Annotated in this window: 24 protein-coding genes and 2 tRNA genes; all 26 read right to left on the bottom strand. The window is 48.3% G+C overall.

Annotation, left to right across the window (positions count from 1 at the left end; genetic code table 11):
- Window positions 1–357: 357 nt before the first annotated feature.
- Entirely contained in the window at window positions 358–1,839 is a 1,482-nt protein-coding gene (lysS, locus tag HZS85_RS16400; protein WP_087682563.1) for a lysine--tRNA ligase, read from the bottom strand.
- 162 nt (window positions 1,840–2,001) lie between these two features.
- Window positions 2,002–2,994, bottom strand: coding sequence for a tRNA dihydrouridine synthase DusB (dusB, locus tag HZS85_RS16395; protein ID WP_023466575.1), 993 nt, complete (start codon window positions 2,992–2,994; stop codon window positions 2,002–2,004).
- A complete protein-coding gene (folK, locus tag HZS85_RS16390; protein ID WP_214856857.1) occupies window positions 2,994–3,509 on the bottom strand; it encodes a 2-amino-4-hydroxy-6-hydroxymethyldihydropteridine diphosphokinase in 516 nt (171 codons plus the stop codon). The genes dusB and folK overlap by 1 nt, the downstream gene beginning before the upstream one ends.
- Window positions 3,506–3,877: a dihydroneopterin aldolase gene (gene folB / locus HZS85_RS16385; RefSeq protein ID WP_214856855.1), complete on the bottom strand. Its 372-nt coding sequence runs from the start codon at window positions 3,875–3,877 to the stop codon at window positions 3,506–3,508. Before folB ends, folK begins: the two co-directional genes overlap by 4 nt.
- Before the next feature lie 2 nt (window positions 3,878–3,879).
- A complete protein-coding gene (gene folP / locus HZS85_RS16380) occupies window positions 3,880–4,665 on the bottom strand; it encodes a dihydropteroate synthase (protein WP_214856854.1) in 786 nt (261 codons plus the stop codon).
- Window positions 4,662–5,501, bottom strand: coding sequence for an aminotransferase class IV (locus tag HZS85_RS16375; protein ID WP_214856853.1), 840 nt, complete (start codon window positions 5,499–5,501; stop codon window positions 4,662–4,664). The genes folP and HZS85_RS16375 overlap by 4 nt, the downstream gene beginning before the upstream one ends.
- The gene (locus HZS85_RS16370; RefSeq protein WP_035413271.1) at window positions 5,485–6,066 is read right to left on the bottom strand and encodes an anthranilate synthase component II; all 582 of its coding nucleotides are present in this window, start codon (window positions 6,064–6,066) and stop codon (window positions 5,485–5,487) included. The genes HZS85_RS16375 and HZS85_RS16370 overlap by 17 nt, the downstream gene beginning before the upstream one ends.
- Window positions 6,063–7,448 carry an anthranilate synthase component I family protein gene (locus tag HZS85_RS16365; protein WP_214856852.1) on the bottom strand — a complete coding sequence of 462 codons (1,386 nt, stop codon included), beginning with the start codon at window positions 7,446–7,448 and terminating at the stop codon, window positions 6,063–6,065. The genes HZS85_RS16370 and HZS85_RS16365 overlap by 4 nt, the downstream gene beginning before the upstream one ends.
- Before the next feature lie 87 nt (window positions 7,449–7,535).
- Complete coding sequence (gene cysK, locus HZS85_RS16360; protein WP_214856851.1) at window positions 7,536–8,480, bottom strand: cysteine synthase A; 945 nt, start codon at window positions 8,478–8,480, stop codon at window positions 7,536–7,538.
- 80 nt (window positions 8,481–8,560) lie between these two features.
- Window positions 8,561–8,872: a hypothetical protein gene (locus HZS85_RS16355; RefSeq protein ID WP_035413262.1), complete on the bottom strand. Its 312-nt coding sequence runs from the start codon at window positions 8,870–8,872 to the stop codon at window positions 8,561–8,563.
- 12 nt (window positions 8,873–8,884) lie between these two features.
- Window positions 8,885–9,808, bottom strand: coding sequence for an Hsp33 family molecular chaperone HslO (gene hslO / locus HZS85_RS16350; protein ID WP_214856850.1), 924 nt, complete (start codon window positions 9,806–9,808; stop codon window positions 8,885–8,887).
- 9 nt (window positions 9,809–9,817) lie between these two features.
- Window positions 9,818–10,579, bottom strand: coding sequence for a type III pantothenate kinase (locus tag HZS85_RS16345; protein ID WP_035413293.1), 762 nt, complete (start codon window positions 10,577–10,579; stop codon window positions 9,818–9,820).
- Between the two features lie 182 nt (window positions 10,580–10,761).
- Entirely contained in the window at window positions 10,762–12,765 is a 2,004-nt protein-coding gene (gene ftsH / locus HZS85_RS16340) for an ATP-dependent zinc metalloprotease FtsH (RefSeq protein WP_214856849.1), read from the bottom strand.
- 120 nt (window positions 12,766–12,885) lie between these two features.
- The gene (hpt, locus tag HZS85_RS16335; RefSeq protein WP_023466560.1) at window positions 12,886–13,431 is read right to left on the bottom strand and encodes a hypoxanthine phosphoribosyltransferase; all 546 of its coding nucleotides are present in this window, start codon (window positions 13,429–13,431) and stop codon (window positions 12,886–12,888) included.
- Window positions 13,432–13,464: 33 nt separating this feature from the next.
- Window positions 13,465–14,697: a tRNA lysidine(34) synthetase TilS gene (gene tilS / locus HZS85_RS16330; RefSeq protein ID WP_214856848.1), complete on the bottom strand. Its 1,233-nt coding sequence runs from the start codon at window positions 14,695–14,697 to the stop codon at window positions 13,465–13,467.
- A gap of 71 nt (window positions 14,698–14,768) precedes the next feature.
- Window positions 14,769–14,840, bottom strand: a tRNA-Glu gene (locus HZS85_RS16325).
- Window positions 14,841–14,849: 9 nt separating this feature from the next.
- Window positions 14,850–14,926 (bottom strand) — tRNA-Met (locus HZS85_RS16320).
- A gap of 153 nt (window positions 14,927–15,079) precedes the next feature.
- Window positions 15,080–15,595: a S1 domain-containing RNA-binding protein gene (locus HZS85_RS16315; protein ID WP_035413250.1), complete on the bottom strand. Its 516-nt coding sequence runs from the start codon at window positions 15,593–15,595 to the stop codon at window positions 15,080–15,082.
- Window positions 15,596–15,678: 83 nt separating this feature from the next.
- Window positions 15,679–16,056, bottom strand: coding sequence for an FtsB family cell division protein (locus HZS85_RS16310; protein WP_035413247.1), 378 nt, complete (start codon window positions 16,054–16,056; stop codon window positions 15,679–15,681).
- 66 nt (window positions 16,057–16,122) lie between these two features.
- The gene (locus HZS85_RS16305) at window positions 16,123–16,395 is read right to left on the bottom strand and encodes an RNA-binding S4 domain-containing protein (RefSeq protein WP_023466556.1); all 273 of its coding nucleotides are present in this window, start codon (window positions 16,393–16,395) and stop codon (window positions 16,123–16,125) included.
- Window positions 16,392–17,822: a bifunctional methyltransferase/pyrophosphohydrolase YabN gene (gene yabN / locus HZS85_RS16300; RefSeq protein ID WP_214856846.1), complete on the bottom strand. Its 1,431-nt coding sequence runs from the start codon at window positions 17,820–17,822 to the stop codon at window positions 16,392–16,394. The genes HZS85_RS16305 and yabN overlap by 4 nt, the downstream gene beginning before the upstream one ends.
- Window positions 17,819–19,366 (bottom strand): putative polysaccharide biosynthesis protein, encoded by a 1,548-nt coding sequence (locus HZS85_RS16295; RefSeq protein WP_214856844.1) that lies wholly within the window; start codon window positions 19,364–19,366, stop codon window positions 17,819–17,821. Before HZS85_RS16295 ends, yabN begins: the two co-directional genes overlap by 4 nt.
- Window positions 19,363–22,878, bottom strand: a complete 3,516-nt coding sequence (mfd, locus tag HZS85_RS16290) for a transcription-repair coupling factor (RefSeq protein WP_214856842.1) — start codon at window positions 22,876–22,878, stop codon at window positions 19,363–19,365. Before mfd ends, HZS85_RS16295 begins: the two co-directional genes overlap by 4 nt.
- A gap of 57 nt (window positions 22,879–22,935) precedes the next feature.
- Window positions 22,936–23,493 carry an aminoacyl-tRNA hydrolase gene (gene pth, locus HZS85_RS16285; RefSeq protein ID WP_035413235.1) on the bottom strand — a complete coding sequence of 186 codons (558 nt, stop codon included), beginning with the start codon at window positions 23,491–23,493 and terminating at the stop codon, window positions 22,936–22,938.
- A gap of 89 nt (window positions 23,494–23,582) precedes the next feature.
- Window positions 23,583–24,539 (bottom strand): ribose-phosphate diphosphokinase, encoded by a 957-nt coding sequence (locus HZS85_RS16280; protein WP_214856841.1) that lies wholly within the window; start codon window positions 24,537–24,539, stop codon window positions 23,583–23,585.
- A gap of 55 nt (window positions 24,540–24,594) precedes the next feature.
- Entirely contained in the window at window positions 24,595–25,944 is a 1,350-nt protein-coding gene (glmU, locus tag HZS85_RS16275; RefSeq protein ID WP_214856840.1) for a bifunctional UDP-N-acetylglucosamine diphosphorylase/glucosamine-1-phosphate N-acetyltransferase GlmU, read from the bottom strand.
- Between the last annotated feature and the right edge of the window lie 115 nt (window positions 25,945–26,059).

Raw genomic sequence — 26,059 nt, 5'->3', positions numbered from 1 at the left:
ACCGGAGTCACGATTGACGAAGCTTGCGCTTCATTCGTTTTTGTATTCCGTAGAATACGATTTTTGCCTCATCGTTCAGTTTTCAAAGTTCGTCGTGTCGTTTTCAGCGACTTTAATATCTTAACAAGTTATCAACCCGATTGTCAACAACTTTTTTGATATTTATTTTTGTGTGTCACGACCATTCGCGGCACAAGAAGTAATATACCATGGCTTTTTGAATCGTACAAGCATTTTATTAGAAAAACATTTAAAAACTTTTATTTACCCGTTTTTTGACTCGTTTATCCCTACATTGACTTCAAAAAGAACGCTCCGTTCCTTCTATAAGCTATAGAAGAAACGGAGCTCTACTCATTAATTTTGTTGGTGACGCATTGTTGGGAAGAGTAATACATCACGAATCGATGGCGCATTCGTCAACAACATGACGAGACGATCGATCCCGATTCCAAGACCACCTGTTGGCGGCATACCGTACTCGAGTGCTTCAATGAAGTCTGTATCCATTTCATGTGCTTCGTCGTTTCCTGCTTCTTTTTCGACGAGTTGTGCTTCGAAACGTTCACGTTGATCGATTGGATCGTTCAATTCCGTGAAGGCATTCGCATGTTCACGACGGACGATGAATAATTCAAAGCGATCCGTAAAGCGTGGATCCTCTGGATTTTTCTTCGCAAGTGGTGATACTTCAACAGGATGACCATAGACGAATGTTGGTTGAACGAGTGTTTCTTCTACTTTTTGTTCGAAGAACTCATTCAAGATATGTCCCGTCGTCATGTGCGACTGGACTTCAACACCGTGTTCATGCGCGAGTTCAAGGGCACGTTCGTTTGAAATCTGTTCGAAGAAGTCGACACCTGTTGCTTCTTTAACGAGATCGACCATGTGCGCTCGTTTCCAACCGACAGATAAATCGATGACGTCTTCTCCGTAAGTGACTTGTGTCGTACCGAGTACTTCTTGTGCGACGTGAGCAATCAGATTCTCTGTTAAGTTCATGATGTCTTTATAATCCGCATACGCTTCATAGAGTTCGATCATCGTAAACTCTGGGTTATGACGTGTTGAGATTCCTTCATTACGGAATACACGACCGATTTCGTAGACTTTCTCAAGTCCACCGACAATCAAACGTTTCAAATGAAGCTCAATCGCAATCCGCATGTAAAGCGTCATGTCGAGTGCATTATGATGCGTGATGAACGGACGCGCCGATGCTCCACCCGCGATCGTATGCAACATTGGTGTTTCGACTTCCAAGTATCCGAGGTTATCAAGATATTGACGGATTCCACGAATGACTTTACTACGGGCGATGAATGTCTCACGTGATTCTTGGTTCGTAATAAGGTCGAGATAGCGCTGACGGTAGCGTTGCTCGATATCCTTTAATCCATGATATTTATCCGGAAGCGGACGTAACGCTTTTGTCAATAACGTAAATGCTGTGACATGAACAGAGAGTTCACCAACATTCGTCTTGAACACGTATCCTTGGATCCCGACGATGTCACCTAAGTCACATGTCTTATAGATCTCATACGCCTCTTCACCGACATCATCTTTACGGACATACAACTGAATTTGACCTTGTACATCCTGAACGTTCGTAAAACCAACCTTCCCTTTACGACGTGTCGTCATGACACGACCCGCGATAGCAACTTCCGGTTTTAGTTCAGCCAACTCTTCTTTTGTATGTTCACCAAACGACGCACGAATGCTCGCGGTATCCGTCGAACGTTCAAAACGTGCGCCGAATGGATCGAGACCTTGTTCACGCATGGCGTTCATCTTACCGAGACGCACCTGCATTTGATCGTTCATTTCCATATCCTGACTCACTGTCTTCACTCCTTTTAATAATGGTTCACGACGATTCTCTCGAATAAAAAGCTGTCGGAATGACCGACAGCCCTTTTAGAAAACCGATACGCTCATCTTCAATGCAACTAGCGTACCACAAAACGACTCTGTCCGACTATACTTTACCTGTTAGGCATATGCTACGTCTTCTTCGAGTGTCTGTAAGTACTGCTGTAGCAGTTCAACGAGTCCCGCGTGTGTGTCGATATTGAATAACGCATTGCGAACGCGACCGTTCCCCTTCATTCCTTTCAAGTACCAGGCGACATGTGTCCGCATTTCGCGCACGGCGAGTTCTTCTCCCTTTAGCGCGACTAGTCGTGTGGCGTGCAAGAGACAGATATCAATCTTCTCGCGCGCCGTCGGTTCTGCCGGAAGCGTTCCTGATTCGAGATACTGGATCGTCTGATACAACATCCATGGGTTTCCGAGAGCGGCCCGTCCGATCATGACACCGTCGACACCAATCTCATCAATCATTCGTTTAGCATCTTGTGGGGTTTGAACATCCCCGTTCCCGATGATTGGAATATTGACCGCTTTTTTTGCTTCACCGATGATGTTCCAGTCTGCGACCCCTTCATATTTTTGTGAACGTGTCCGTCCGTGAATGGCAACAGCCTTCGCGCCACCTGCTTCTGCCGCTTTGACATTATCGACACAATAGATGTGATGACTGTCCCAGCCGGTCCGCATCTTGACCGTCACCGGTTTATCGATTGCTTGTGTCACCGCATGGACCATCTCATAGACCTTATCCGGATCAAGCAACCATTTCGCTCCAGCATCACTTTTCGTGACTTTCGGGACGGGACACCCCATATTGATATCAATGATGTCGGCATTCGTATTCGCTTCGACATATCGCGCTGCTTGAACGAGTGTCTCCTTTGAACCACCATAGATTTGAAGACTGAGCGGTTTTTCCCGCTCATCCACGTACAGCATCTGTAGCGTCCGTTCGTTCTCGTACAAGATCCCTTTATCGCTGACCATCTCCGCACAGACGAGTCCTGCACCGAATTCTTTTGCGATTAACCGAAACGCCGGATTACAGACGCCTGCCATCGGTGCCAAGATGACTTGATTCTTCAATTTGACATCACCAATGTTAAATTCCATTATTGTTCCTCCGCTTCTAAAAGACCACCTAAGCGTCGCACACCGTTTCGTTCTGTCTCCGGTAACTGCTGGTACAATTGCTCGACACTTTGCCCAAGACCAGGTATGACGCATGTTGCTGCCAGTTCAAGTAATGGCGCGAGGACGAATGCCCGCTCTTGCATCCGCGGATGCGGAACGGTTAATCCTTCAAGGTCAATACGTTCTCCCCCATATAACAAAATATCTAAATCAAGCGTCCGCGGTCCATTTTTGAACAGACGCTCGCGCCCTTCTAGCTGTTCGATTTCCTGCAGTCGTCCAAGTAAGACCTCTGCCTCGTCCGTTGTTTGAATCGCGACGACCATATTATAAAATAAATCCTGCTCGAGATACCCGACAGGTACGGTTTCATAAATGGAAGAGACCTTTACATCATGAACAGACGGTAATGCTCTCAGGCGAGCAATCGCTGCTCTTAAGTGAGCCGCCTTATCGCCGATGTTCGAGCCGAGTGCAATGTAAGCTTGCTTCATGCATAGTCCCCCCGGAGTCGATTGATCTCGACCGCCACATGTTCATAATGACCAGCAATCGGCGGATCCGGCTTGATGACTTTGATCGACGCTTCTTGAATTCGTTCGTCTAACGCAAAGACTGCTTTTGCAATACGATCCGCCAAGGCTTCGACGAGTTGGAGCGGTTCTCCTTCGACGACACGTTTCGTCGCTTCATACAATTCGGCGTAATTGACACTTTTCGTTAAATCATCCGTCCGACCGGCTTCTGCCAATGCAAGTCCGATCGATAAGTCGACATTAAAGCGTTGACCGAGTTTCGTCTCTTCTGCAAATACACCGTGATACCCATAAAAACGCATGCCTGTTACATGAATTCGATCCACCGTTATTCCCCCTTCGTCGCAGCCAACATGATGTCCATCATCTGTGCTGCCCGTTTGACTTCTTTGACGTCATGCACACGCATCCAGTCACATCCTTGTTGAATCCCGTAGCACACCGTCGCAATCGTTCCTTCAAGTCGTTCTTCCGTCGGTAATCCGAGCGCGAGACCAATCATCGATTTACGGGACGTCCCAAGTAAAACGGGATACCCGAAGTCCGTTACGATCGATAGATGACGCATCAGGTACAAGTTCTCTTCATGCGTCTTCATGAATCCAATCCCCGGGTCGAGCCAAATGTGCTCTTCCGCTACACCTGCCTGTTTCGCTAACCGAATCGATTCCTCAAGGTCTGCTCGGACTTCTGCAAGCATATCTGCCCCGTGCGCCGTCTCCCGGTTATGCATCAAAATGATCGGTACACTGTATCGCGCTGCGACGTTGACCATCGAACGATCGCCCCACTTCGAGCCCCAAACATCGTTAATGATATCTGCTCCCGCTTCAATAGCAGCTTCTGCGACGACCGGTTTGTACGTATCGATCGACACGAGGACGTTCAGCTCTCGTTTGATGCGTTTAATGATCGGTAAGACACGGGCGAGTTCTTCTTCGACTGATACGAATGCTGCACCTGGTCGTGTCGATTCTCCACCGATATCGATTGCATCTGCTCCATCCGCAACGAGCTGACGTGCTTGCCGTATCGCTTGCTCGACATCGACATATTGTCCACCGTCCGAAAAGGAGTCCGGTGTCACGTTCAAGATACCCATGATGTAAGTCATCGTTGTTCCCTCCTTGTCGTCACCTGTTCGACGGATTGATCGAACAGCGTCATGAGTTGTGCATATCCTATTCCATTGATTCCAGGGAAAGGGCGTCCGTCAAGTGCCGAAATGGCGACCGCTTCCTGAACGGAATTCGTATAGATGATCTCATCTGCTTCTTCGAGCTGTGGTAAATACGCCAGGCGTTCTTCGACTGGTAGGTGTTGCATCAAAAACTGACGGGTAATCCCGTTCAGTGCACCAGTTTCAAGCGATGATGTATACCATGTACTTCCGTAACGCCAAAAGATGTTTGACGTAATGCCCTCACAGACATGACCTTCCTTCGTTAAGAACAACCCTTCTGCTTCCGGATTGAACAATTGGCGTTTCGCCAGTAGATTGTTCATGTAATGATGTGACTTCAAGCGGTATGTCGTCTCCGGTGTACTGCGCGGTAAACGAATCGTCTCGAGTGCACGTTCCGCCCGTTTCCGCGGAGCGATTGGTTTCGCATAGATCAACACGGTCGGCGTATCGTAAGGATCGATTGATAACCCGATCTCGCGTGGACCGGCCGAGACGTTCAAGCGAATGTATAAATCGTTCGCCCCATGTGCGTCATATAAATCTTGGATCGCTTGCCGTAAGGCTTTCCGGTCATATGCTAGCTGGATCCCGAGTGCGACACAACTCATCTGTAAGCGTTCAATATGATCATCGAACAAAAACGGATGTCCGTTATACGTCCGAAACGTCTCGAATACACCCATCCCGTAGACGAATCCGTGATCGAGTGGGGAGATTCTTATCTCTTCTTCTCGTTTGATGATTCCGTCATGCCAGAGATACATAATGCGTCAACTCCAAGAAATTTTTTAACATCTGTTTACCGTCTCGTGTCAAAATCGCTTCCGGGTGGAACTGGACACCTAAAATCGGCAACGTCCGGTGACGGAGTGCCATGATCTCTCCGCCGGCTTCCGCTGTCACTTCGAGTACTTCCGGGAATGTCTTACGTTCAACGACAAGTGAATGGTAACGCGTCACCGGTGTCGCTTGTGGGATCCGTTCAAAGATGCCTTGTCCGTCATGCGTCAGTGGCGAGACTTTTCCGTGCATCAGCTCCTTCGCACGGACGACTTTACCACCGAATACTTGTCCAATCGCTTGATGACCTAAGCAGACCCCTAGTATCGGCACCTTCCCAGCGAAGTAAGCAATCGCCTCTAGACTGATCCCCGCTTCATTCGGTGTACAGGGACCCGGTGAGATGACGAGATGATCGGGTTGCAACGCTTCGATTTCCGCAAGCGTAATCGCGTCGTTGCGAAATACCCGGATGTCTTGTCCAAGTTCGCCGAAATACTGGACTAAGTTATACGTAAAGGAATCATAGTTATCAATCAATACAATCATCGTGTTCCCTCCGCCGTTTCTTTTGTCACCCATAACGCTTTGGCCTTACTGAGTGACTCCTCATATTCACGTGCCGCATCCGAATCCGTGACGACTCCAGCACCTGCTTGAACATATGCCATCCCGTCTTTTGCGACGAGTGTCCGAATCAAGATATTAAAGATGACATCATCCGCCCAACTGATGAAGCCAAGCGATCCAGTGTAGATGCCGCGCCGAACTGGTTCCAGTTCTTCAATGATTTCCATCGTCCGGATTTTTGGCGCACCGGTGATCGTCCCACCTGGGAACATTGCAGCGAGCACTTGACTCCCGGAGTGTTCCGAAGCCACTTCCCCTCTGACGTTTGAGACGATATGTTGCACGTGGGAGTATTTCTCGATCACCATCAGCTCATCGACATGAACCGTACCATAACGACTAACGCGCCCTAAATCATTCCGCTCTAAATCAACGAGCATCACATGCTCTGCCCGTTCTTTTTCGTTATCCAGTAAGGTTTTCGCGAGTCGTAAATCCTCTTCTTCATCCTTCCCGCGTGGTCGTGTTCCCGCAATCGGGCGTGTCGCTAACGCATCACCGATTTTTTCGACGAGCAACTCAGGTGAGGCGGACACAAGTGTTAAATCCTCATCTGCGAAGTAACCCATGTATGGAGAAGGATTAATTTGTCGTAATACATCATACAGATGTTCCGCTGTCGTCCCAAGCGGTTCTTGTTGGCGGACGGACAAATTGACTTGGAAGACGTCACCATCCTCAATATACGATTTAATCCGGTGTGCCGCTGTCATGAACGCTTCCTGTCCGAAAGCTCGTTCTCGCTCGCCGGATGAACCGGTTGTTGTAAACTGCGGTCTATTTGTCTTGACGCACCAACGCGCGACTTCTTCTTCAAGAATCTGTGTCGCTTCCTCTGCTGTGTCTCGCGTCACGGCAATGAACAATTGCTTCGTTTCCTCATCAAACACGGCAACTTCATCGTACCAGTAGAACGATAAATCAGGTGTTTGTAGATCATCCATCGCTTGCTCCGGTAGCTTTTCTAAATAACGGACAGCATCATAACTGACATATCCGGCAAATCCACCAAAGAATGGCGGCATTCCATTCGGTCGGATGGATTCACGTTCGACGCGGAGTCGTTCGAGTAGATCAAACGGGTTTGCCGTCGACGTCTCGACTTTTCCATCTGTCTCAATCGTCGTCATCCCGTCCTTTGTCCGGAGGTATCCGACAGGACGAGTCGCCGCCATCGTATACCGTCCGATTCGACCGCTTTCGAGCCAGACGTGTCCTGTTGTTCCAATCGTCTGTTCGACATACCGATTGTAGAATTGTTCTTTCGTCCATGGTATTGCTTTATATTTCGTCTGTCGCATACGCGTCCCCCACTTCACACTATTCTGCTCTCATTATACGCAAAAAAGTACACGGAAGCCGAATGACTTCCGTGTACGTATGATGGATTACTTCGATTGATCTGCTTCTTCCTCGACTTGATACAGCGGTGTACTTAAGTACCGCTCACCGTTTGAAGGAATGATCGCGAGGACATTTTTTCCTTTACCGAGACGTTTTGCCGTCTTGAGCGCCGCTGCAATCGCAGCACCTGACGAGATACCGCCTAAGACACCGTTCGTCTTCGCTGCTCGGCGTGCGTGATCAAATGCTTCTTCCGTCGTGATTTGCTCGACACCATCATAAATATCTGTATCGAGAATCGACGGTACGAATCCAGCACCGATACCTTGCAGTTTATGCGGCCCCGGTTTACCACCTGATAAGACCGGTGAATCCGTTGGTTCAACAGCAATGATTTCAATGTCTTGGAAAGCATCGCGCAACACTTTACCAGCACCCGTGATCGTCCCACCGGTTCCGATTCCCGCGATGAACGCATCGAGTTGCATACCTTCGAACGCTTCGACGATTTCAGGACCTGTCGTTTTTTCATGCACGACTGGATTGGCACCGTTATTGAATTGTTGAGGCATGAAGTAACCGTGCTCTTCCGCTTCCGCTGTCGCGCGAGCGATCGCCCCCTTCATCCCTTCAGGACCTGGCGTCAAAATCAATTCCGCACCATAGGCGCGAAGCAACGTCCGACGTTCCATGCTCATTGTTTCCGGCATGACGAGGATGGAACGGTATCCCTTCGCCGAAGCGACCATCGCTAGTCCAATACCCGTGTTCCCACTCGTCGGCTCGATGATCGTATCTCCCTCTTTAAGTTGACCTGCTTCTTCTGCCGCTTCAATCATTGATAACGCGATCCGGTCTTTTACGCTAGATCCAGGGTTCATGTACTCCAGTTTCAGATATACATCTGCATCCTCAGGACCCGTTAGATGATGTAACTTGACGATCGGTGTCCGACCGACTAAATCTAATACTGAATTCGCAATACGCATGACCATTCCTCCTCATTAGTGAACCGCTTGAATTCCAAGTAATCCGATAGATTAATTATCAGCGGACTGGATGAAATCTGTCAATCAAAGCGTTTAACTTCCGGCTTTTTTCCATCCTTTGTCTGGCGCTCGACCGCTTCTTGAATCAAACGATCGATTGTCTGCTTCTCTTGTTCCGTTCGCATCGTCTGATAGACCATTGCTCGGGTGATTTTTTCATCACCGACTTCGGCGATGACATCCTCAAGCGGACCGCCAATGCTGTCCTGAACGATTTTAGGAGAATCGACCTTAGGGAGCTCACCCATGAAGGCATAAGCGCCGGTCATGAAATTCGTCAACAATAAGATGAAGATCAACATCCACAAGTACTTAGGTTGTACATTCCCCATATCGGATCCCTCTTATGCTCTTTCAAGTGATTTTTCGCGAAGTTCCTCTAATTCTGGAACATCATAGTGGTAATGCTCTGAACAGAAGTGACAAACAGCTTCCGCGCCACCATCTTCATAAATCATCGCTTGAATCTCATCTGGTCCGAGGGCAATAATCGCTGTTGCTAATTTGTCGCGGTCACATGTACATTCGAATGACACCGGAATCGTATCAAGATGTTCGTAGTCACCGAGAACGAGTTCTAACATTTCTTCGGGTGTTTTTTCCTCACCGACGAGAATGGAGATTGGTTTAAGAGCTCCGACACGTTTTTCAAGCGCTGCGATCGTCTCTTCCGATGCACCCGGCATCAATTGAACGATCAACCCACCTGCTGCAATGACCGATTCGTCTTCTGGGTAAACGAGAACGCCAGCTCCAACGACTGATGGACTTTGTTCCGATACAGCGAAGTAATACGTGAAGTCTTCGCTGATCTCACCGGTTTGAATCGGAGATTGACCTCCGACAAAGTCACGCAACCCGAGATCCTTGATGACAGAGATGTTTCCGCGACCGACCGCTTCACCGACTTTTAATTTCGTCAGACCGTCTGCATTGACGTACGTATCCATCTCGACGCGGGGACGACTGACATATCCACGAACGACCCCTTTTGCATCGGCATCGACGATGATTTTTCCGATTGGTCCATCGCCTTCGACTTTCAATGTGACACGTGTATCGCCTTTTTGCATCGTACCCATCATCGCGCCGATTGTTAGTGTCCGACCGAGCGCTGCCGTGACGACCGGTGTCGTCTGGTGACGAAGTTGTGCTTCATAGACCGTTTTTGTCGAACGTATCGCAAATGCACGAACTTCTCCGTTGAAGCCTAACGCCCGTACTAAATAGTCATCTTTTAATTGTGCTAATAATTCTTCCCGTTTCATCTTAATCCCTCACTTATTTCGTTCGTAGATAATCCGTAATCCATCTAACGTCAAGAATGGATCGACGATCTCAATCATCGTGGATTCCTCGCTGATTAGTCGGGCTAAACCACCGGTCGCAATGACCTTCGCTTCACCCATTTCTTCTTTCATCCGGTGAACGAGTCCGTCCACCTGCGCCACATATCCGAAATACGTACCCGATTGCATCGCATGGATCGTATTTCGTCCGATGGTTGACTGCGGTTTCGCAATTTCAATTCGCGGCAATTTTGCTGCCTTATTATAGAGTGCCTCGGTCGCAACCATCACACCCGGTGAGATGATGCCGCCGTAATACCGTTTTTGTGCATCGATGTAACAGTACGTCGTCGCTGTTCCAAAATCGACGATGATCATCGGTCCCTCGTATTTCGCCGTCGCCGCTACTGCATTGACGATTCGATCGGCTCCCACTTCCCGTGGATTATCGACTTTTAAATCGAGTCCTGTCTTGATTCCTGGTCCAATCAAAAACGGACGGCGTTTAAAGTAACGCACACACATATTTTCTAGCGGAAACACGACGGGGGGTACGACAGATGATAACACGATTCCCTCGATTTCTTCCACGTTTAGCTCTGCGTCACGAAATAACGCTTTGACGAGCATACCGTATTCGTCCGTCGTCCTTGTCCGGTCTGTCGCAATCCGCCAATGCTCGATCAACTCTTGTCCTTGATAGACACCTAAGACGATATTCGTATTTCCGACATCGATGACTAAAATCATTTGCTTATTTCCCCGCTTCTTCTCGATTTTCATGCTTCTTTTTATATTCCGTTGTTTCGCGCTCGGAATGATATACGTTGTGATTATACCATGCTCGTATGGTCACACCTACCGATGTGTATTCGCTCGGTCTGTAACAAAAAAGAACGGATTCGATGCGAGATCGAATCCGTTCTATCCGTTTACACTTGATCGTCGCGACGCGGCGTATCTGGTGTATCCGTATCTACATTTTGTCCTTCGTCAACGACTGAACCCATTTGCGTTGGAGACTCTGTCGGTTGATCGACGGTTGCATCTGTCGATTCCGGTGCTTTCTCTTCTGCTTTTGGAGTCGTTGCTTCTGGTTCATGTTTTTTGTATTCGCCTGTCTCTAAGAGATGGTGAATTTGTTTTTGATCAAGTGTTTCGACTTCAAGCAACGTCGTTGCAATCAAGTCGAGCTGATCGCGCTTCTCAGTCAGAATATCTTTCGCTTTTTGGTAACAGCGGTTGATGATCGCTTGGATTTCCGTATCGATCTCGTGTGCGATTGCATCCGAGTAATTCTGTTCGTTTTGGAAATCACGGCCGAGGAAGACGTTACCGCTTTGACCTGATCCGAATTGAAGTGGTCCGAGTTTTTCACTCATTCCGAACTCCATGACCATTTTCCGTGCAAGACCTGTCGCACGCTGGAAGTCATTGCTTGCCCCAGTCGAGACTTCTCCGAAGACGATGTCCTCTGCGACGCGACCACCGAGCAATCCAGTAATCTTATCTTCGAGTTCCGGCTTCGTCATGAAGTAACGATCTTCTTTTGGCAACATGACGACATATCCGCCCGCGTTACCACGAGGAACGATCGTTACCTTGTGTACTTCATCCGCATCGTCGAGCGTGACACCGATGATCGTATGTCCAGCTTCGTGCCATGCGACGATCTTTTTCTCTTTCGGCGAGATGATTCGGCTCTTCTTCGCTGGTCCAGCAATGACGCGGTCAATCGCTTCTTCGAGGTCAACGATTGAGACTTTATCACGATCTGCACGAGCGGCAACAAGTGCTGCTTCGTTTAGAAGGTTTTCAAGATCCGCACCTGAGAATCCAGGCGTCCGTTGTGCGATGGCTTTCAAATCAACCGTTGAATCAAGCGGTTTGTTCCGCGCGTGAACTTTCAAGACTGCTTCACGACCGACGACATCTGGACGGTCAACCGTGATTTGACGGTCAAAACGACCTGGACGGAGTAAGGCTGGGTCAAGAATATCAGCACGGTTCGTTGCTGCGATCATGATGATGCCTTCGTTTTCACTGAATCCATCCATCTCAACGAGAAGTTGGTTCAATGTTTGCTCACGCTCATCATGTCCACCACCGAGACCTGCGCCCCGTTGACGACCAACAGCATCGATTTCATCAATGAAGATGATACATGGTGCATTTTTCTTCGCGTTTTCGAACAAGTCACGGACACGTGATGCCCCGACACCAACGAACATCTCAACGAAGTCAGAACCTGAAATCGAGAAGAATGGTACGCCAGCTTCACCAGCTGCGGCACGTGCGAGCAACGTCTTACCTGTACCTGGAGGACCTACGAGGAGGACCCCTTTCGGAATACGGGCACCGAGTTTCGCGAATTTACGCGGATCTTTCAAGAATTCAACGACTTCGACGAGTTCTTGTTTCTCTTCGTCTGCACCGGCTACATCATCAAACGTAATCTTTTTCTTCTCTGTATCATAGAGGCGTGCCTTCGATTTCCCGAAGTTCATGACGCGACCGCCACCACCGCCACCTTGTGCTTGATTAATCAAGAAGAAGAAGAGGATGAAGATGATGATGAATGGAACGATCGTCGTCAGTAACGCGATCCAACCACCATTCGTTTCTGCTGCCTTGAAGTCCAATTTGACTCCTTGGCTTCTGAGTTGCGTATAGAGATCCGTTAGTTCCGTATCAACAGCCGGTACGACTGTCTCATACGTTGAATCTTTTTCACGCAAATCTCCTGTCACATTATACGTCTGCCCTTCATATTGGAAGGTAGCCGTCTTGATTTCACCTTTTTCAACAGACTCGACAAACTGTGTGTAATTGATTTCTTTGCTTTTGTTCACTGGACTCTGCAAGTATTGCAGAAACAAGATCAAAGCTAGAAAAATGACCCCAAACACGAGGGTATTCTTCACTGCTCGGTTCATCTTATGCCTCCTCTCCGCATCCATCTCGTTTTTCTAGTGGATGAATACGAATCCTGGCGCGACAGGGCGCGCTTTGTAATTGGTTTCATCTTATCATGGGACAGACGAGATTAAAAATAATTAGCCGCCGTAGACTGCAGGTTTCAAGACACCTACATACGGAAGGTTACGGTATTTCTCTTCGTAATCCAGACCATAACCGACGACGAATTCGTGTGGAATGACGAAGCCGCTGTAATCTGCGTGCAAGTCATTCTTCCGTCCTGTCGGTTTGTCGAGCAATGTCACGATTTTAACGGACTTCGCTTTCCGGTACTTGAAGAGGTCAACGAGGTAACCAAGCGTTAATCCGCTGTCGATGATATCTTCGACAATCAAGATGTCGCGTCCTTCTACCGATGTGTTCAAATCTTTTTCAATCTTGACTTCACCTGTTGATGTTGTCCCACCGTGATACGTTGAAACGTCCATGAAGTCCATTTCAAGATGCATATCCATCTTTTTGACAAGATCAGACATGAACGGCATCGCGCCTTTTAAGACACACACAAGCAACGGAAAACGATCGTGATAATCCGCTGTCAATTCGCCGGCGAGTTCGCCCACTTTATTTTGGATCTCTTCTTCTGAAATCAGTACTTTTTCCATATCGTTCATCAAGGTCATGCTAGGTATTCCTCCTCCATAATAAACACTACATTACCATTCTATCATTAAATAAGATTTTGCGAGGAGTTCAAATGACCCGAATATTGCAATTCGATGTCCAATGACGGCTAAAATCACTCCATTTGCATCGACGACGACCGGAACCTGTTTTCGGAGATAACGCGGAACCTTAGCGTCAATCAGAATTCGACTGACTTTTTTCGATCCCACCGCAAGCTGGATCCGATCTCCTGGACGTGGCGGACGCACCGTCAACGGGAACGCAATCGCGTCCAGCGGGATACCTTGGTTTCCGATTGAGAAGCGAACCATTTGTTCACCATAATGATACGTTCCCAAATTCTCCCCTACTTGAAACGGTAAATCGTCATTCATTGACCGTATCACACGATCCTGCATTAAAAAACCATATGCACGTCGCATCCTCCAGTTTCCATAATACACTTCGTCCGAGCCCTTATCCACCCGAAGCCATGTAACAAAGTGACGAATCGTTTCTGAAGAAAACGTTTCTCCTGTTAGTGTCGGCAAGACGAGCCGCTGTAAATCCGTCGGTAATTCTAAAATACGTGCGATCGGAATTCCGTTTGTTTCCTTACACCGGTCGAGATAGGTCGCAACGAACGTTGCCTGCTCACGCATGATTTGCTGTCGCGCATGTGCTGCTGCTGCTGTTGCTTGTTCAAACTCTGGACGCATTTCTCGGAGTGTTGGAACAATCGTATGCCGGATTTGATTGCGCAAATAATTGGTTTCTGCATTTGACGCATCTTCTCGCCACGGAACTTCATGTTGCAGCGCATACTCGAGTAATGTTTGCTTCGATTCATGTAGTAACGGTCGATGCAACCAACCGTTACCAAACGGACGAATGACAGGAATACCATCAACCTGTGCTTCTCCACGAATGAGCTGAATGAGTAGCGTCTCGATTTGATCATCTTGATGATGGGCGAGAACAAGACGCGAGCGTCCGGTCTCTTCCATGATGCGCTCAAAAAATGCATACCGTTCCTCACGACATGCTGCTTGAGAGCTCGTACGTCCTGCCCAGTCTAAACGCGTCATGAAAAACGAAATCTTTCGAGTTGCTGCCCAGTCTTCGATAAAATGTGCTTCTTCGTCGGATGCTTCTCGTAATCCGTGATGCACATGTGCAATTGCAATGTCATACCCTTCTCGATACAACCGATCGACGAGTACCATCGAGTCACATCCTCCAGACACTCCGACTAGGAGCGGTTCGAACGGCACACCTTCCATTACGACTTCACCCCTTTCCGTTAAAACCTAAAAAAAGCTATCTCTATATAATAGAGATAGCTTTTTGAGAATGACCCGTACGGGATTCGAACCCGTGTTACCGCCGTGAAAGGGCGGTGTCTTAACCGCTTGACCAACGGGCCAAAAAAATATGGTAGCGGCGGAGGGAGTCGAACCCACGACCTCACGGGTATGAACCGTACGCTCTAGCCAGCTGAGCTACACCGCCATATTTTTAACTCGTGCGTCTTAAGCACATTTTCTATAATACGGGCAGGTCAAATGAAAGTCAACGCTTTTTATAAAAATAATTTTAAAAAAATAAAAGATGGAATGAACGGCGTCATTCCATCTCTATTCTTATAGAGAACAGGTCAGCAAGTTATTGACGTTTTGCGCCGCGCCCGCCACGTTTTGAATCCGTTTGACGTTTCAATGTAGCAAGACGATCTTCACTATCTTTCAGGAAACTAGACATCAACGTATCGAACGATTGTTCTTTGCGCGGTGGTGGTGTATTACGGCCACCTTTGTTGAAGCCTCCACGATTACCGCCTCCACGCGGTCCTTTGTTATCGAACGAACGTGGTCCGCGATCTTGTCCTGCTGGACGTGGTCCACGATCGAACTGACGTGCTGGACGTGGGCGTTCACCTTCTGGACGATCGACGGCTTTTTTAATGGAAAGACCAATCTTACCATCGTTTTCAACACTTAAGACTTTAACGGTGATTTCTTGACCAACCGTTAATACATCATTGATGTCCTTAACATAAGAATCTGCCACTTCACTAATGTGAACAAGACCAGTTTTCCCTGTTGGTAACTCAACGAACGCTCCGAAATTCGTGATGCCTGTTACTTTCCCTTGCACTTTGCTGCCTACTTCAATCGACATAAATTGTATTGCTCCTTTTTAGTTGATTCGTTTCTTATTATACGAGTGATTCATTCTTTTTTCAATCAATCGGCAACCTTCAATTAGTCTTCAGGTGAAAAGTAGAAGATCGTTTCCCCTTTTTTCGAATAGAGCAACTCACTCCGGGCTAAGTTCGCCACATATTCTTTATCATTGAGACGATTGATTTCTTCTTTCAGACGAGCAGTCTCTTTTTTTGCTTTCGTCTGCTCCTGTTCAGCTACTTGAAATGACTGCTTTTGTTCTGCGATCAATTGCCGTTTTTCCATGTATGACCACCCCATGAGGGAAAAGATGAGCAAAAAGACGGTCAGACACAAGAAAAAGCGATTTTTGAGACGTCGACGGTTTTCAATAGCATTCTGACTCAATTGCTTCTTACGGTCATTGAGCGGCTTGATCTTTGGCGTTTGACGCCCTGATTCGAGCGGTGTTGGCATATCATCCCTCCTCTTTCTGAGTGGTCATCCCTGACACTCTTTAGTATACTTCCTTTTTCCGGTAAATTACATCGATTCTTCGGAATTCACCTTTTCTTCACGGATGATTTCATACATATCTGATGCTTCTTCTTTTTTCGCATGTTCTTTAATGCTTGAAATCGCAACTGTCACGATCTTATTTCCGAACCGAATCGTCATCTCATCACCTGCTGCTACCGTGCTACTTGCTTTCGCTACATTACCATTGATCGTAATCCGACCTTGATCGGCGACTTCTTTCGCAAGCGTCCGTCGTTTAATCAGACGCGATACTTTTAAAAATTTATCAAGTCTCATGACTGTTCCTCCTGCTTCGCTTGATGCCAGAGTGAATCTTGCTCTTCAAGCGTCATCTCAACGAGCGGTCGATCCGCTAGTTGTTCCATCCGTGTAAAACGGCGAATAAATTTATCATTCGTTCGTTGTAATCCTTCTTCTGCCGATAGACCGAGGTATTTTCCGACGAGTGTTATCGAGAACAGGACATCTCCAAATTCTCCGAGTCGTTCTTCTGGGGCTGCTTCTTTCAATTCACGTAACTCTTCGATCACTTTTTCAAGTGCCCCCTCGACATCTTCCCACTCGAAACCGACTTTCGCCACTTTCTTTTGAATGTCTTCTGCGCGCATCAAAGCAGGTGCTCCTTTTGTCACACCATCAAGCAAAGAAGTCCGCTCCGGTTTTTCTTGTGCTTTGATGTCTTGCCAGTTCGAAACGACGTCTGCTGAAGAATCAACAGTCGTTTCCCCGAAGACATGCGGATGGCGACGAATCATCTTATCACTGACGCTTCCGATGACGTCCCGAATATCAAAATACCCTTCATCTAGACCAATTTGTGCATGGAGCATGACCTGTAAGAGGACATCTCCTAGCTCTTCTATCATTAAGTTATCGTCCTGAAGGTCGATTGCTTCCAGTAATTCGTAAGATTCTTCGATTAGATGTCGTTTTAAGGACTCATGTGTCTGCTCTTGATCCCACGGACAACCACCTTCACCGCGTAAACGAGCGATAATCTCTTTTAAGGTTGCGAAGTCACGATTCAACGTCTGCTCATCCGTAACCGGTGGTACATAGACCGTCGTTAAGTTACTGAGCGTCGTCACATGATCGAGTTCATACAACGGTACGTTTTGGACGGTTTGCTGACTCGTACCTGCTGCTGTGACAAGAGTGACGAGATGTTCGTCCGGATAACGTTCCATCAACTGGACTTTTAAGTCGCCAGCGACGAGCGCGTCATAGACTTGCCCAATCAGTAGATGTTGACGAATCTGTGCTTCATCGACGGCAAATGCCGTTGCATCAAGTAACTGGAATCCTTCAATCGGATCCACACCAAGTGCAGCGAACATCGGATCGAGAAAACTTTGTCCCCCTACGACATCGACATTGTCTGTCCGTTGCAACAACTGTTGCACGGTACTCTCAGCGACTAATGGATGTCCTGGAACGGCATAGATGATATCCGTCGTTTCAGAAAGACGAAGCAATTCCTCGACGATTTCTGTATATACGTCCTCAAACCGACTATGTCGTTCGTAAACTGAGTCAAATGATGTAAAGTTCATTCCCTCTGCTGCAAGTTCTGAAACGACTGGATGATCCACTGTCCGCAAATAAATAGGTTGTGTCGTGTTTTTTAGTAATCGATAGATGCCAAACGGCAATTGTTCGAGTTCGCCGACGCCAAGACCGACGATCGTAATTCGGTGTGTCATATGCTCCTCCTACGTTGGTACATCTGATATAACTTATCTCCTAAAGGCAATAACGCCCACTCTTGTTCTGATAAGGCACGAAAGCGTAACGCCATACTGCCATAAATGATGGCACCACCGACGACAAGAACGCCGACTTCGAGTGCCGCACCGATTCGTGTCTCAAGCTCAAACAGCTGGAAAAACGTCTCGATCAGATACAGAAACACACCCATGGTAAGCACAGGTAAGACCAGTCTTCGATAAAAGGCGTTTCCTGCTGATACATGACCGAACTTCCGGTTCAATAAAATCCATTGTGCTGCCGCCATGACGGCAAAACCGCCAAATGTCGCCATACCCGCTCCGATCATACCATATCGGGGAATGAAATAGAGATTCAGAGTAAGCTTCGCCCCTAATCCGATAAGAACACCGATGAGCGCATATTTTTCAGCATCAACCGACTGGAGACAAGAGACGATCATCATCGCGATCGATGCGGCAAATGCCGTCGCCGCGAGCCAAATCAACCCTGCTGTTCCCTGGTCATCTTGATATAACGCAATATTGAGCGGACGCATCACACCCATTAGTCCGATTGTCGCTGCAGCGGCAATCAATAAACCGGAACGGAGTAATGTCTCGAGTTGTTGACGCACCATCTGTGGATCGTGTTTCCGGTATGCGGTCGACAAGGCTGGCACACTCGCAAGACTCATCGACGTCGCAAACAGAATCGCGAATTGCAGTAACGGATACCCACGGTCGAGTATTCCTTTTTCGATTTTTGTCTCCGTCGTATTGCCAAGTAGATTGACGAACGTTAATCCATCAATCAATTGCATCAGCAACAAGGCAAGTGACGCGATACTAACCGCTACACCGCTTGTCACGAGCACTTTTCCGACACGTCTTATATGAATACTCGAAAATACCGGACGACCGATTTTTCCTTTCGCAAAGCGTAACAAGACGAATAACGAAACGATGCTGCCGCCAATCGCCGTTAAATGAGCGCTCGCACCAATCCAGTAGGGGTCCGCTTGCATCGAGACACCGATATACGTCACAAGCAACAATAGTCCGACACGGACGGCATTTTCAGAGACTTGGGATACAGCCGTCGGTCGCATCTCAAGATCTGCTTGGAACATTCCTCGTAGAACAGCAATCACGGGTAGTAAATAAAACGTACATGTTACCGCACGCAGGGGCACAACCAGTTTTGCATCCCCGAACCACCCAGCGAGCGTCGGGGCGATCCACCATCCGAGCAGACCGAAAAAGACGGTCATGGCAAGTAAGACATAAAAAATCGACCAGAGAACTTCTCGTTTCTCATCCGGGTGGTGAAGCGTCAACTTCGCCACGATGACAGGCAGCGCATAAATGCCGAGCGCTGCCGCAATCGCAAATAATGGATAGACGGTCTGGTAGACGTACAACCCGAAATCACCAGCGAGGTTCTGATACGGAATCCGGTAAAAGAAGCTGAGCAATTTTGAGATATAACTAGAGATCGCAAGCAGTGCTGCGCCTTGCGCAATCGTTCGTCTATTCATCGCGCAACGAGCCGGCGATCAAGTTCCGCCAATAATTGTTCTGCCTGCATCGTCATCTGTTGCGTCGACTGTTTGTTGCGGTTGAGGGTTAAGACGAGTTTCTGCTCTTGTTGTCCCATTCCAAGACCACGTCCCAGTGGGACAGTCCATTTAACGAAGTCCGCCACGTCAAGCTGCTGTGTTGCTTGAAGCGACAAAACGATCTCGATTTTCGGATCGGTTTGTTTGACACGCTCGACACGCGCCCGTTCCGCGAAAATCCGCATCCGTGTCAATTGGATCAAACGCGCGACCTCATCCGGAAACTCACCGAATCGTTCAAGCATTTCCGTTTCGAGCTGCTCGAGACTATCGACAGTATCGACATATTTCAAGCGTTTGTAGAACTCGATTTTCAGTTCGGAGTCTGTCATGTAGTGCGATGGAATATAGGCATCAAGGCTGAATGTGAACTCAGGAACGAATTTCTGGATGCGTTTTTTACCTTTCATCCGTTCTTTCCGCTCCTCGACTGCTTCTGCAAGCATCTGCGAATAGAGATCGAAACCAACAGAATCGATGAATCCAGATTGTTGCGAACCGAGTAAGTTCCCGGCACCGCGAATCGACAAGTCACGCATTGCGATTTTAAAACCGCTCCCGAGCTCCGTGAACTCCTTGATCGCCTGCAGACGACTTTCTGCCACTTCCGTCAATCGTTTTTGTGGACGGTACGTAAAGTACGAGTAGGCAACGCGACTTGAACGACCGACACGACCACGTAATTGATAAAGCTGTGATAAGCCCATTTGATCGGCGTCATGAACGATCAACGTATTGACATTCGGGATATCAATCCCCGTCTCAATGATCGTCGTACTGACAAGAACGTCGGCATCTCCTTCGAAGAAGGCGATTAGCTGACTTTCGAGTTCGGTTTCCGTCATTCGACCGTGAGCCGTGACAATTCGTGCTTCCGGTACGAGGGCGCGAATCTCTTCTGCCTTTCGCTCGATGCCCTCGACACGGTTGTAGAGGAAGAATGCTTGTCCACCACGTCCGAGTTCCCGTTCGAGTGCTTCCCGCATGACGATTCCGTCGTATTCCATGACGTATGTCTGAACCGGATAACGGTTTTCCGGTGGTGTCTCAAGGACGGAGAGATCACGGATTCCGATCATCGACATGTGCAATGTCCGCGGAATCGGTGTCGCTGTCAACGTCAAGACATCGACGTTTGTCTTCAACTGTTTCAGACGTTCTTTGTGTTTAACACCGAATCGTTGCTCTTCATCAATGATCAACAATCCGATATCAGCGAATTGGACGTCTTTCGACAGCACACGGTGTGTTCCGACAACGACATCGATTGTTCCCTCTTTTAACCCTTGTTTCGTTGCCTTCAATTCTGCCGGCGAACGGAACCGGCTCATGACCGACACTCGAATCGGCCATTCACTGAATCGTTCAAGCATCGTTTCGTAGTGTTGTTGTGCAAGGACGGTCGTCGGTACGAGCAACGCCACTTGTTTTCCAGACATGACTGCTTTAAAGGCTGCACGAATCGCAACTTCTGTTTTCCCGTATCCGACGTCGCCACATAATAGACGATCCATCGGACGCGGACGTTCCATATCCTTCTTGATCTCAGCGATCGATCGCAATTGATCGACCGTTTCCTCATACGGGAACGAAGCCTCGAATGCTTGCATGTTATCGTCATCCTCTGGGAACGCAAAACCGACGGCAGCCTCGCGAGCCGCATAAAGCTTGATTAACTCGTCAGCGATATCCTCGACCGATTTTTGGACCTTCGCTTTGACCTTTTTCCATTCCGTTCCACCGAGTTTATAGATCTTCGGCTCTTTTCCTTCAGCGCCGACGTACTTTTGAATCAAGTCGATCTGATCGACAGGAACATACAACGAGTCCTCTCCCGCGTAGACGAGATGGAGATAATCCTGATGATTACCGGCTACATCAATCGTCTTGATTCCATGGTACCGCCCAATCCCGTGATGAATATGGACGACGTAATCGCCTGTCTTCAATTCTTGGTAACTCTTGATCCGTTCAGCGTTCGTCAGCTTCGTCGTTTGCTTCCGGCGACGCGCCGGTTGCTTGAAGACCTCTTCTTCCGTGATGACGACGAGACGCGCATTCGTCATCTCGAATCCACCATGGATTCCGCCGATCAGAATCGCGGGTTGACCACGAGTGATGCCTTCTTTTGTTACGATCGAGGCTTCAACCCCATAATCGGATAACGTCTGGCGCATCCGCTCGGCACGTTCTCGGTTGCTCGCTAAGAAGACCATCCACATGTCAGCGCGACGATATCGCTCGACTTCTTGCTTCAGGCGTTCCATCTGACCATGGAACGGCGCAATCGGTTTGATGCTGAAATGGATTGCCGCACTTTCCGGTACACCGCTCCGACGAGTCGGAAGGAGCGAGAGGTACAACAAGGGGTGTCCTTCAAAGACATGTGTCATCGGAACGGACAGGACGTAATCACTGACGCTTTGTCCGCGTTCGATGAGCGACGCCATCCATTCTGCTTCCTCTGCATCCTGGACTTCTGCCGCTTCTTCAACCCGCGCGACTTCATCGACGATCAAGACGCTGCCCGTCACGTCTTGACGTAACGTCGACGTGTAGAGGATTGGTGCATACTTCGCGAACTGTTTCGGACGATCGCCGTTTTCTAACAACTCGACGTCGTAAGCGATCCCCTCTTCGAGTGCCGCGAGGACTTCCGTACTTTGGACGCGCTCTTTCGTCACCTCATAAAGACGACGGACTTTTTCGCCAGCCTCCTTTAACTGATCCTTGGTCGCGAAGTGTTCGGCTGCTGGCATCAAACATGCTTCTGCGACGACGCCAAGCGAACGCTGGGTCTCCGCATCGAATGTATAGATCGAGTCGACTTCCTCGTCGAATAGATCGAGCCGGTATGGGCGTTCGACCGTAAGCGGATAAATATCGATGATACTCCCGCGAACGGCAAACTCACCTGGTGTCGTCACGGTCGCTGTCCGTTCGTACCCCGCATCGACTAAATCTTGGACGAAGTCCGGAATCGATAAGATGTCGCCCGGCTTCACCTGTTTGACGTGTGACAAGAACGTCTCTGCATCCGGAACATATCGACGTAAACCGACGAGCGGAATGATCAAAATTCCGTCGTCCGTCGTCAGTAAACGATGACGAGTCTCAATCCGCGTCGCCCGCAGTTCTGGACTTGCGCCATAAGAAAGTTCTGCTGCTAACGTCTCATCGACCGGATAGAGCATGACGTCTTCTTCCGGTACGAGTTCAATCAAATCATCGTACAGTTTTTGTGCTTGGAACATATTATGTGTCACGAGTACGAATCGACGTTTCGTCTCCTGATAAATCCCGGCTACGAACAATGCCTTTCCACTGTTCATCAGACCGGTGATCAACTGAGCGTTGACACCGTCCCGGAAACGTTCCCGAACCGTCTTGATTTCAGGAATCGCTAGTAAGAGTTCTTGTAATTGTTTCATCTTCTTCCTCCTAAAACACGACAGCAAAAACGCTTTGGAACCCCCAAAGCGTTGCGTTCAGTTATACCGATTCATCAAAGCGAGAAACGGGGTGTCTATAAAGTCCGTCGCTACATCGACAGACGCATTGAGTACGTGTTGCAGACTTCCTTGTTCCGCCTTCGAAAAATTCATTAACACCCAGTCGATGACTTGGATGGGTGCCGGTGGTCGACCAACACCGAGTTTAAGACGCTTGATTTCCTGCGTACCGAGGTGCTGGATCAACGACTTGACGCCGTTATGACCGCCTGCACTGCCTTTCGAACGCAAGCGCAATTTCTCAAGTGGTAAATCCAGATCATCATAGATGACGAGCACATCCTCGACCGCGATCTTATAGAAATCAAGTAACGGTCGTACCGCTTCACCTGATAAATTCATATACGTCAATGGCTTGACGAGCACGACACGTTCTCCATTTATCATTCCCGTTCCGAAGAGGGCTTTAAACTTCGATTCTGAAAGCGTGATCCCGTGTTTCTCCGCTAAGGCATCGATCGCAAGAAAACCGATGTTGTGGCGCGTATTCGCATACTTCGCGCCAGGATTCCCTAATCCGACGATACATTTCATACCGATTCCTCATTTCTGTTTAAAAAAGTAAACGAACAAGGGGTCCGATTTCAATAAACCGGACCACATCGTTCGTATGCATCAAGCAATCAGCTGAAGAGCGGGCTGATTGATTTCTGTTCGTGTACACGGATGATTGCTTCTGCAAGCAAGCGTGCCACAGAGATTTGTTTGATTTTGCTTGCACATTCGCGTTTTGTTAAATCGATCGTGTTCAAGACAACGAGTTCTTCGATCGCTGAGTTCTCGATCCGTTCCATTGCCGGACCTGAAAGAACTGGGTGTGTACAACATGCATAGACTTGTTTCGCTCCGTTTTCGATCAAAGCGTTCGCTGCAAGTGTGATCGTACCCGCTGTATCGATGATGTCATCGATGATGATGGCAATCTTGCCATCGACTTGACCAACGATGTTCATGACTTCTGCGACGTTCGGTTTCGGACGGCGTTTGTCGATGATCGCGATTGGTGCTTTTAATTGCTCTGCTAATTTACGTGCCCGTGTGACACCGCCATGGTCTGGAGAAACGATGACGAGTTCGTTTGGATCGATGTTCTTTTTCTCGAAGTATGAAGCGAGAAGCGGTACACCCATCAATTGATCTACTGGAATATCGAAGAACCCTTGGATTTGTGCTGCATGGAGATCCATCGTCACGACGCGTGTCGCCCCTGCTACTTCAAGCAAGTTCGCAACGAGTTTCGCCGTGATTGGCTCACGTGAACGTGCTTTGCGATCTTGACGCGCATAACCGTAATACGGAATGACGACGTTGATCGTCCGTGCAGACGCCCGTTTCAGTGCATCGATCATGATGAGAAGTTCCATCAGGTTTTCGTTGACTGGTTGGCTTGTCGATTGAACGATGTAAATATCATCCCCTCGGACACTTTCTTCGATGTTCATCGAAATTTCGCCATCACTGAAGTGTTTGACTGAACTTTCGCTCACCGGGATTCCGATGACTTTAGCGATTTCCTCTGCCAGTGGTTTGTTCGAGTTGAGTGCGAAAATACGAATTTCATGTTCTAAGACAGTAGACATGTGTAGGTGGCCTCCATTTGTTTGGGTTTAGACGAGTAGAGCGACAAGTAATGAATTAACGATAATCGGGTTTCGTCGTTTGACGTTCCCGTGCGATCGCGAGACCGTTTTCCGGCACATCGTCTGTGACGGTTGATCCGGCAGCAACAAGGGCATTCTTGCCGACCGTGACCGGTGCAATCAAGTTGACGTTACAGCCGATGAAGGCATCGTCCTCAATGATCGTCTGGAATTTATTTTTTCCATCATAGTTGACCGTGATCGATCCACAACCGAGGTTGACGTTCTCTCCGATTGTTGCATCTCCGACATAGCTCAAGTGGGCTGATTTACTACCTTCGCCAAATGTTGATTTCTTGATCTCAACGAAGTTTCCGACGCGTGTGTTCGCACCGAGAACCGCTTGTTGACGTAAATGCGCAAATGGACCGACTTGTGCCGCTGGACCAATCTTACTATCCGTGACGACGGATTGACGAACAATGGCGCCATCTGCCACTTCACTGTTACGGATATCCGAGTTCGGACCAATCGTACATTCTGAACCAATGACCGTCTGACCGAGCAACTGCGTACCAGGGTAGAGAACAGTATCTGAACCAATCGTGACGTCAGGTCCGATGTACGTCGAAGACGGATCAACGAACGTGACACCTTGACGCATCCAGTACTCATTCGTTCGCTTGCGCATCGACGTTTCTGCTTGTGCAAGTGCGACGCGGTCATTGACACCAATCGTCTCTTCGAACGTAGGTGCCGCATACGCTGCGATCGTCTCGCCTGCTGCCTTTGCAATCTCAATCACGTCTGGTAAGTAATACTCACCTTGCGCATTATCGTTCTTAACCTGCTTCAGCGTCGCGAACAACATCTCATTATCGAATACATACGTACCGGTATTGATTTCACGAATCGCGAGCTCTTCTGCATTCGCATCCTTATGCTCGACGATTTTCGAGACGTTTCCGTCTTCGCTACGAACGATACGTCCGTAACCTGTCGGATCGTCAGCGAGTGCCGTCAAGACGGTCACTTTTGCGTTTGTCTCCGCATGATGTTGTAACAATGAAGCCAGTGTGTCACTCGTCAAGAGTGGTGTATCGCCACAGACGACGAGCGTTGCTCCCTGTTCGTTCCCGAGTACGGGTTCTGCCATTTGAACAGCATGTCCTGTGCCAAGCTGCTCACTTTGAAGTGCGTATTCCACCGATGTGCCAAGCACTTCTTTGACGGATTCCGCACCGTGACCGACGATGACGACCTGTCGCTTGACGCCGAGCGTCGCTAATTGATCGACGACGTGCTGTACCATAGGTTTCCCAGCGACTGGGTGAAGTACTTTGTAAAGCTTCGATTTCATCCGAGTTCCTTTACCCGCTGCTAGAATTACCGCGAAATGATTCATCCTTGTCGCTCCTCCACGTAAATTAGTGTTGATTTCGTTCTGAAATAGTACACTCGTTCCAACTATAACGAAAATAGCATCGTTATTCAATGATGGGTCGAAGCAGAATCGATGA

This window comes from Exiguobacterium sp. s130, assembly GCF_018619055.1.
Classification (GTDB): domain Bacteria; phylum Bacillota; class Bacilli; order Exiguobacteriales; family Exiguobacteriaceae; genus Exiguobacterium_A.
This window is presented reverse-complemented; position numbering and strand designations above follow the sequence as displayed.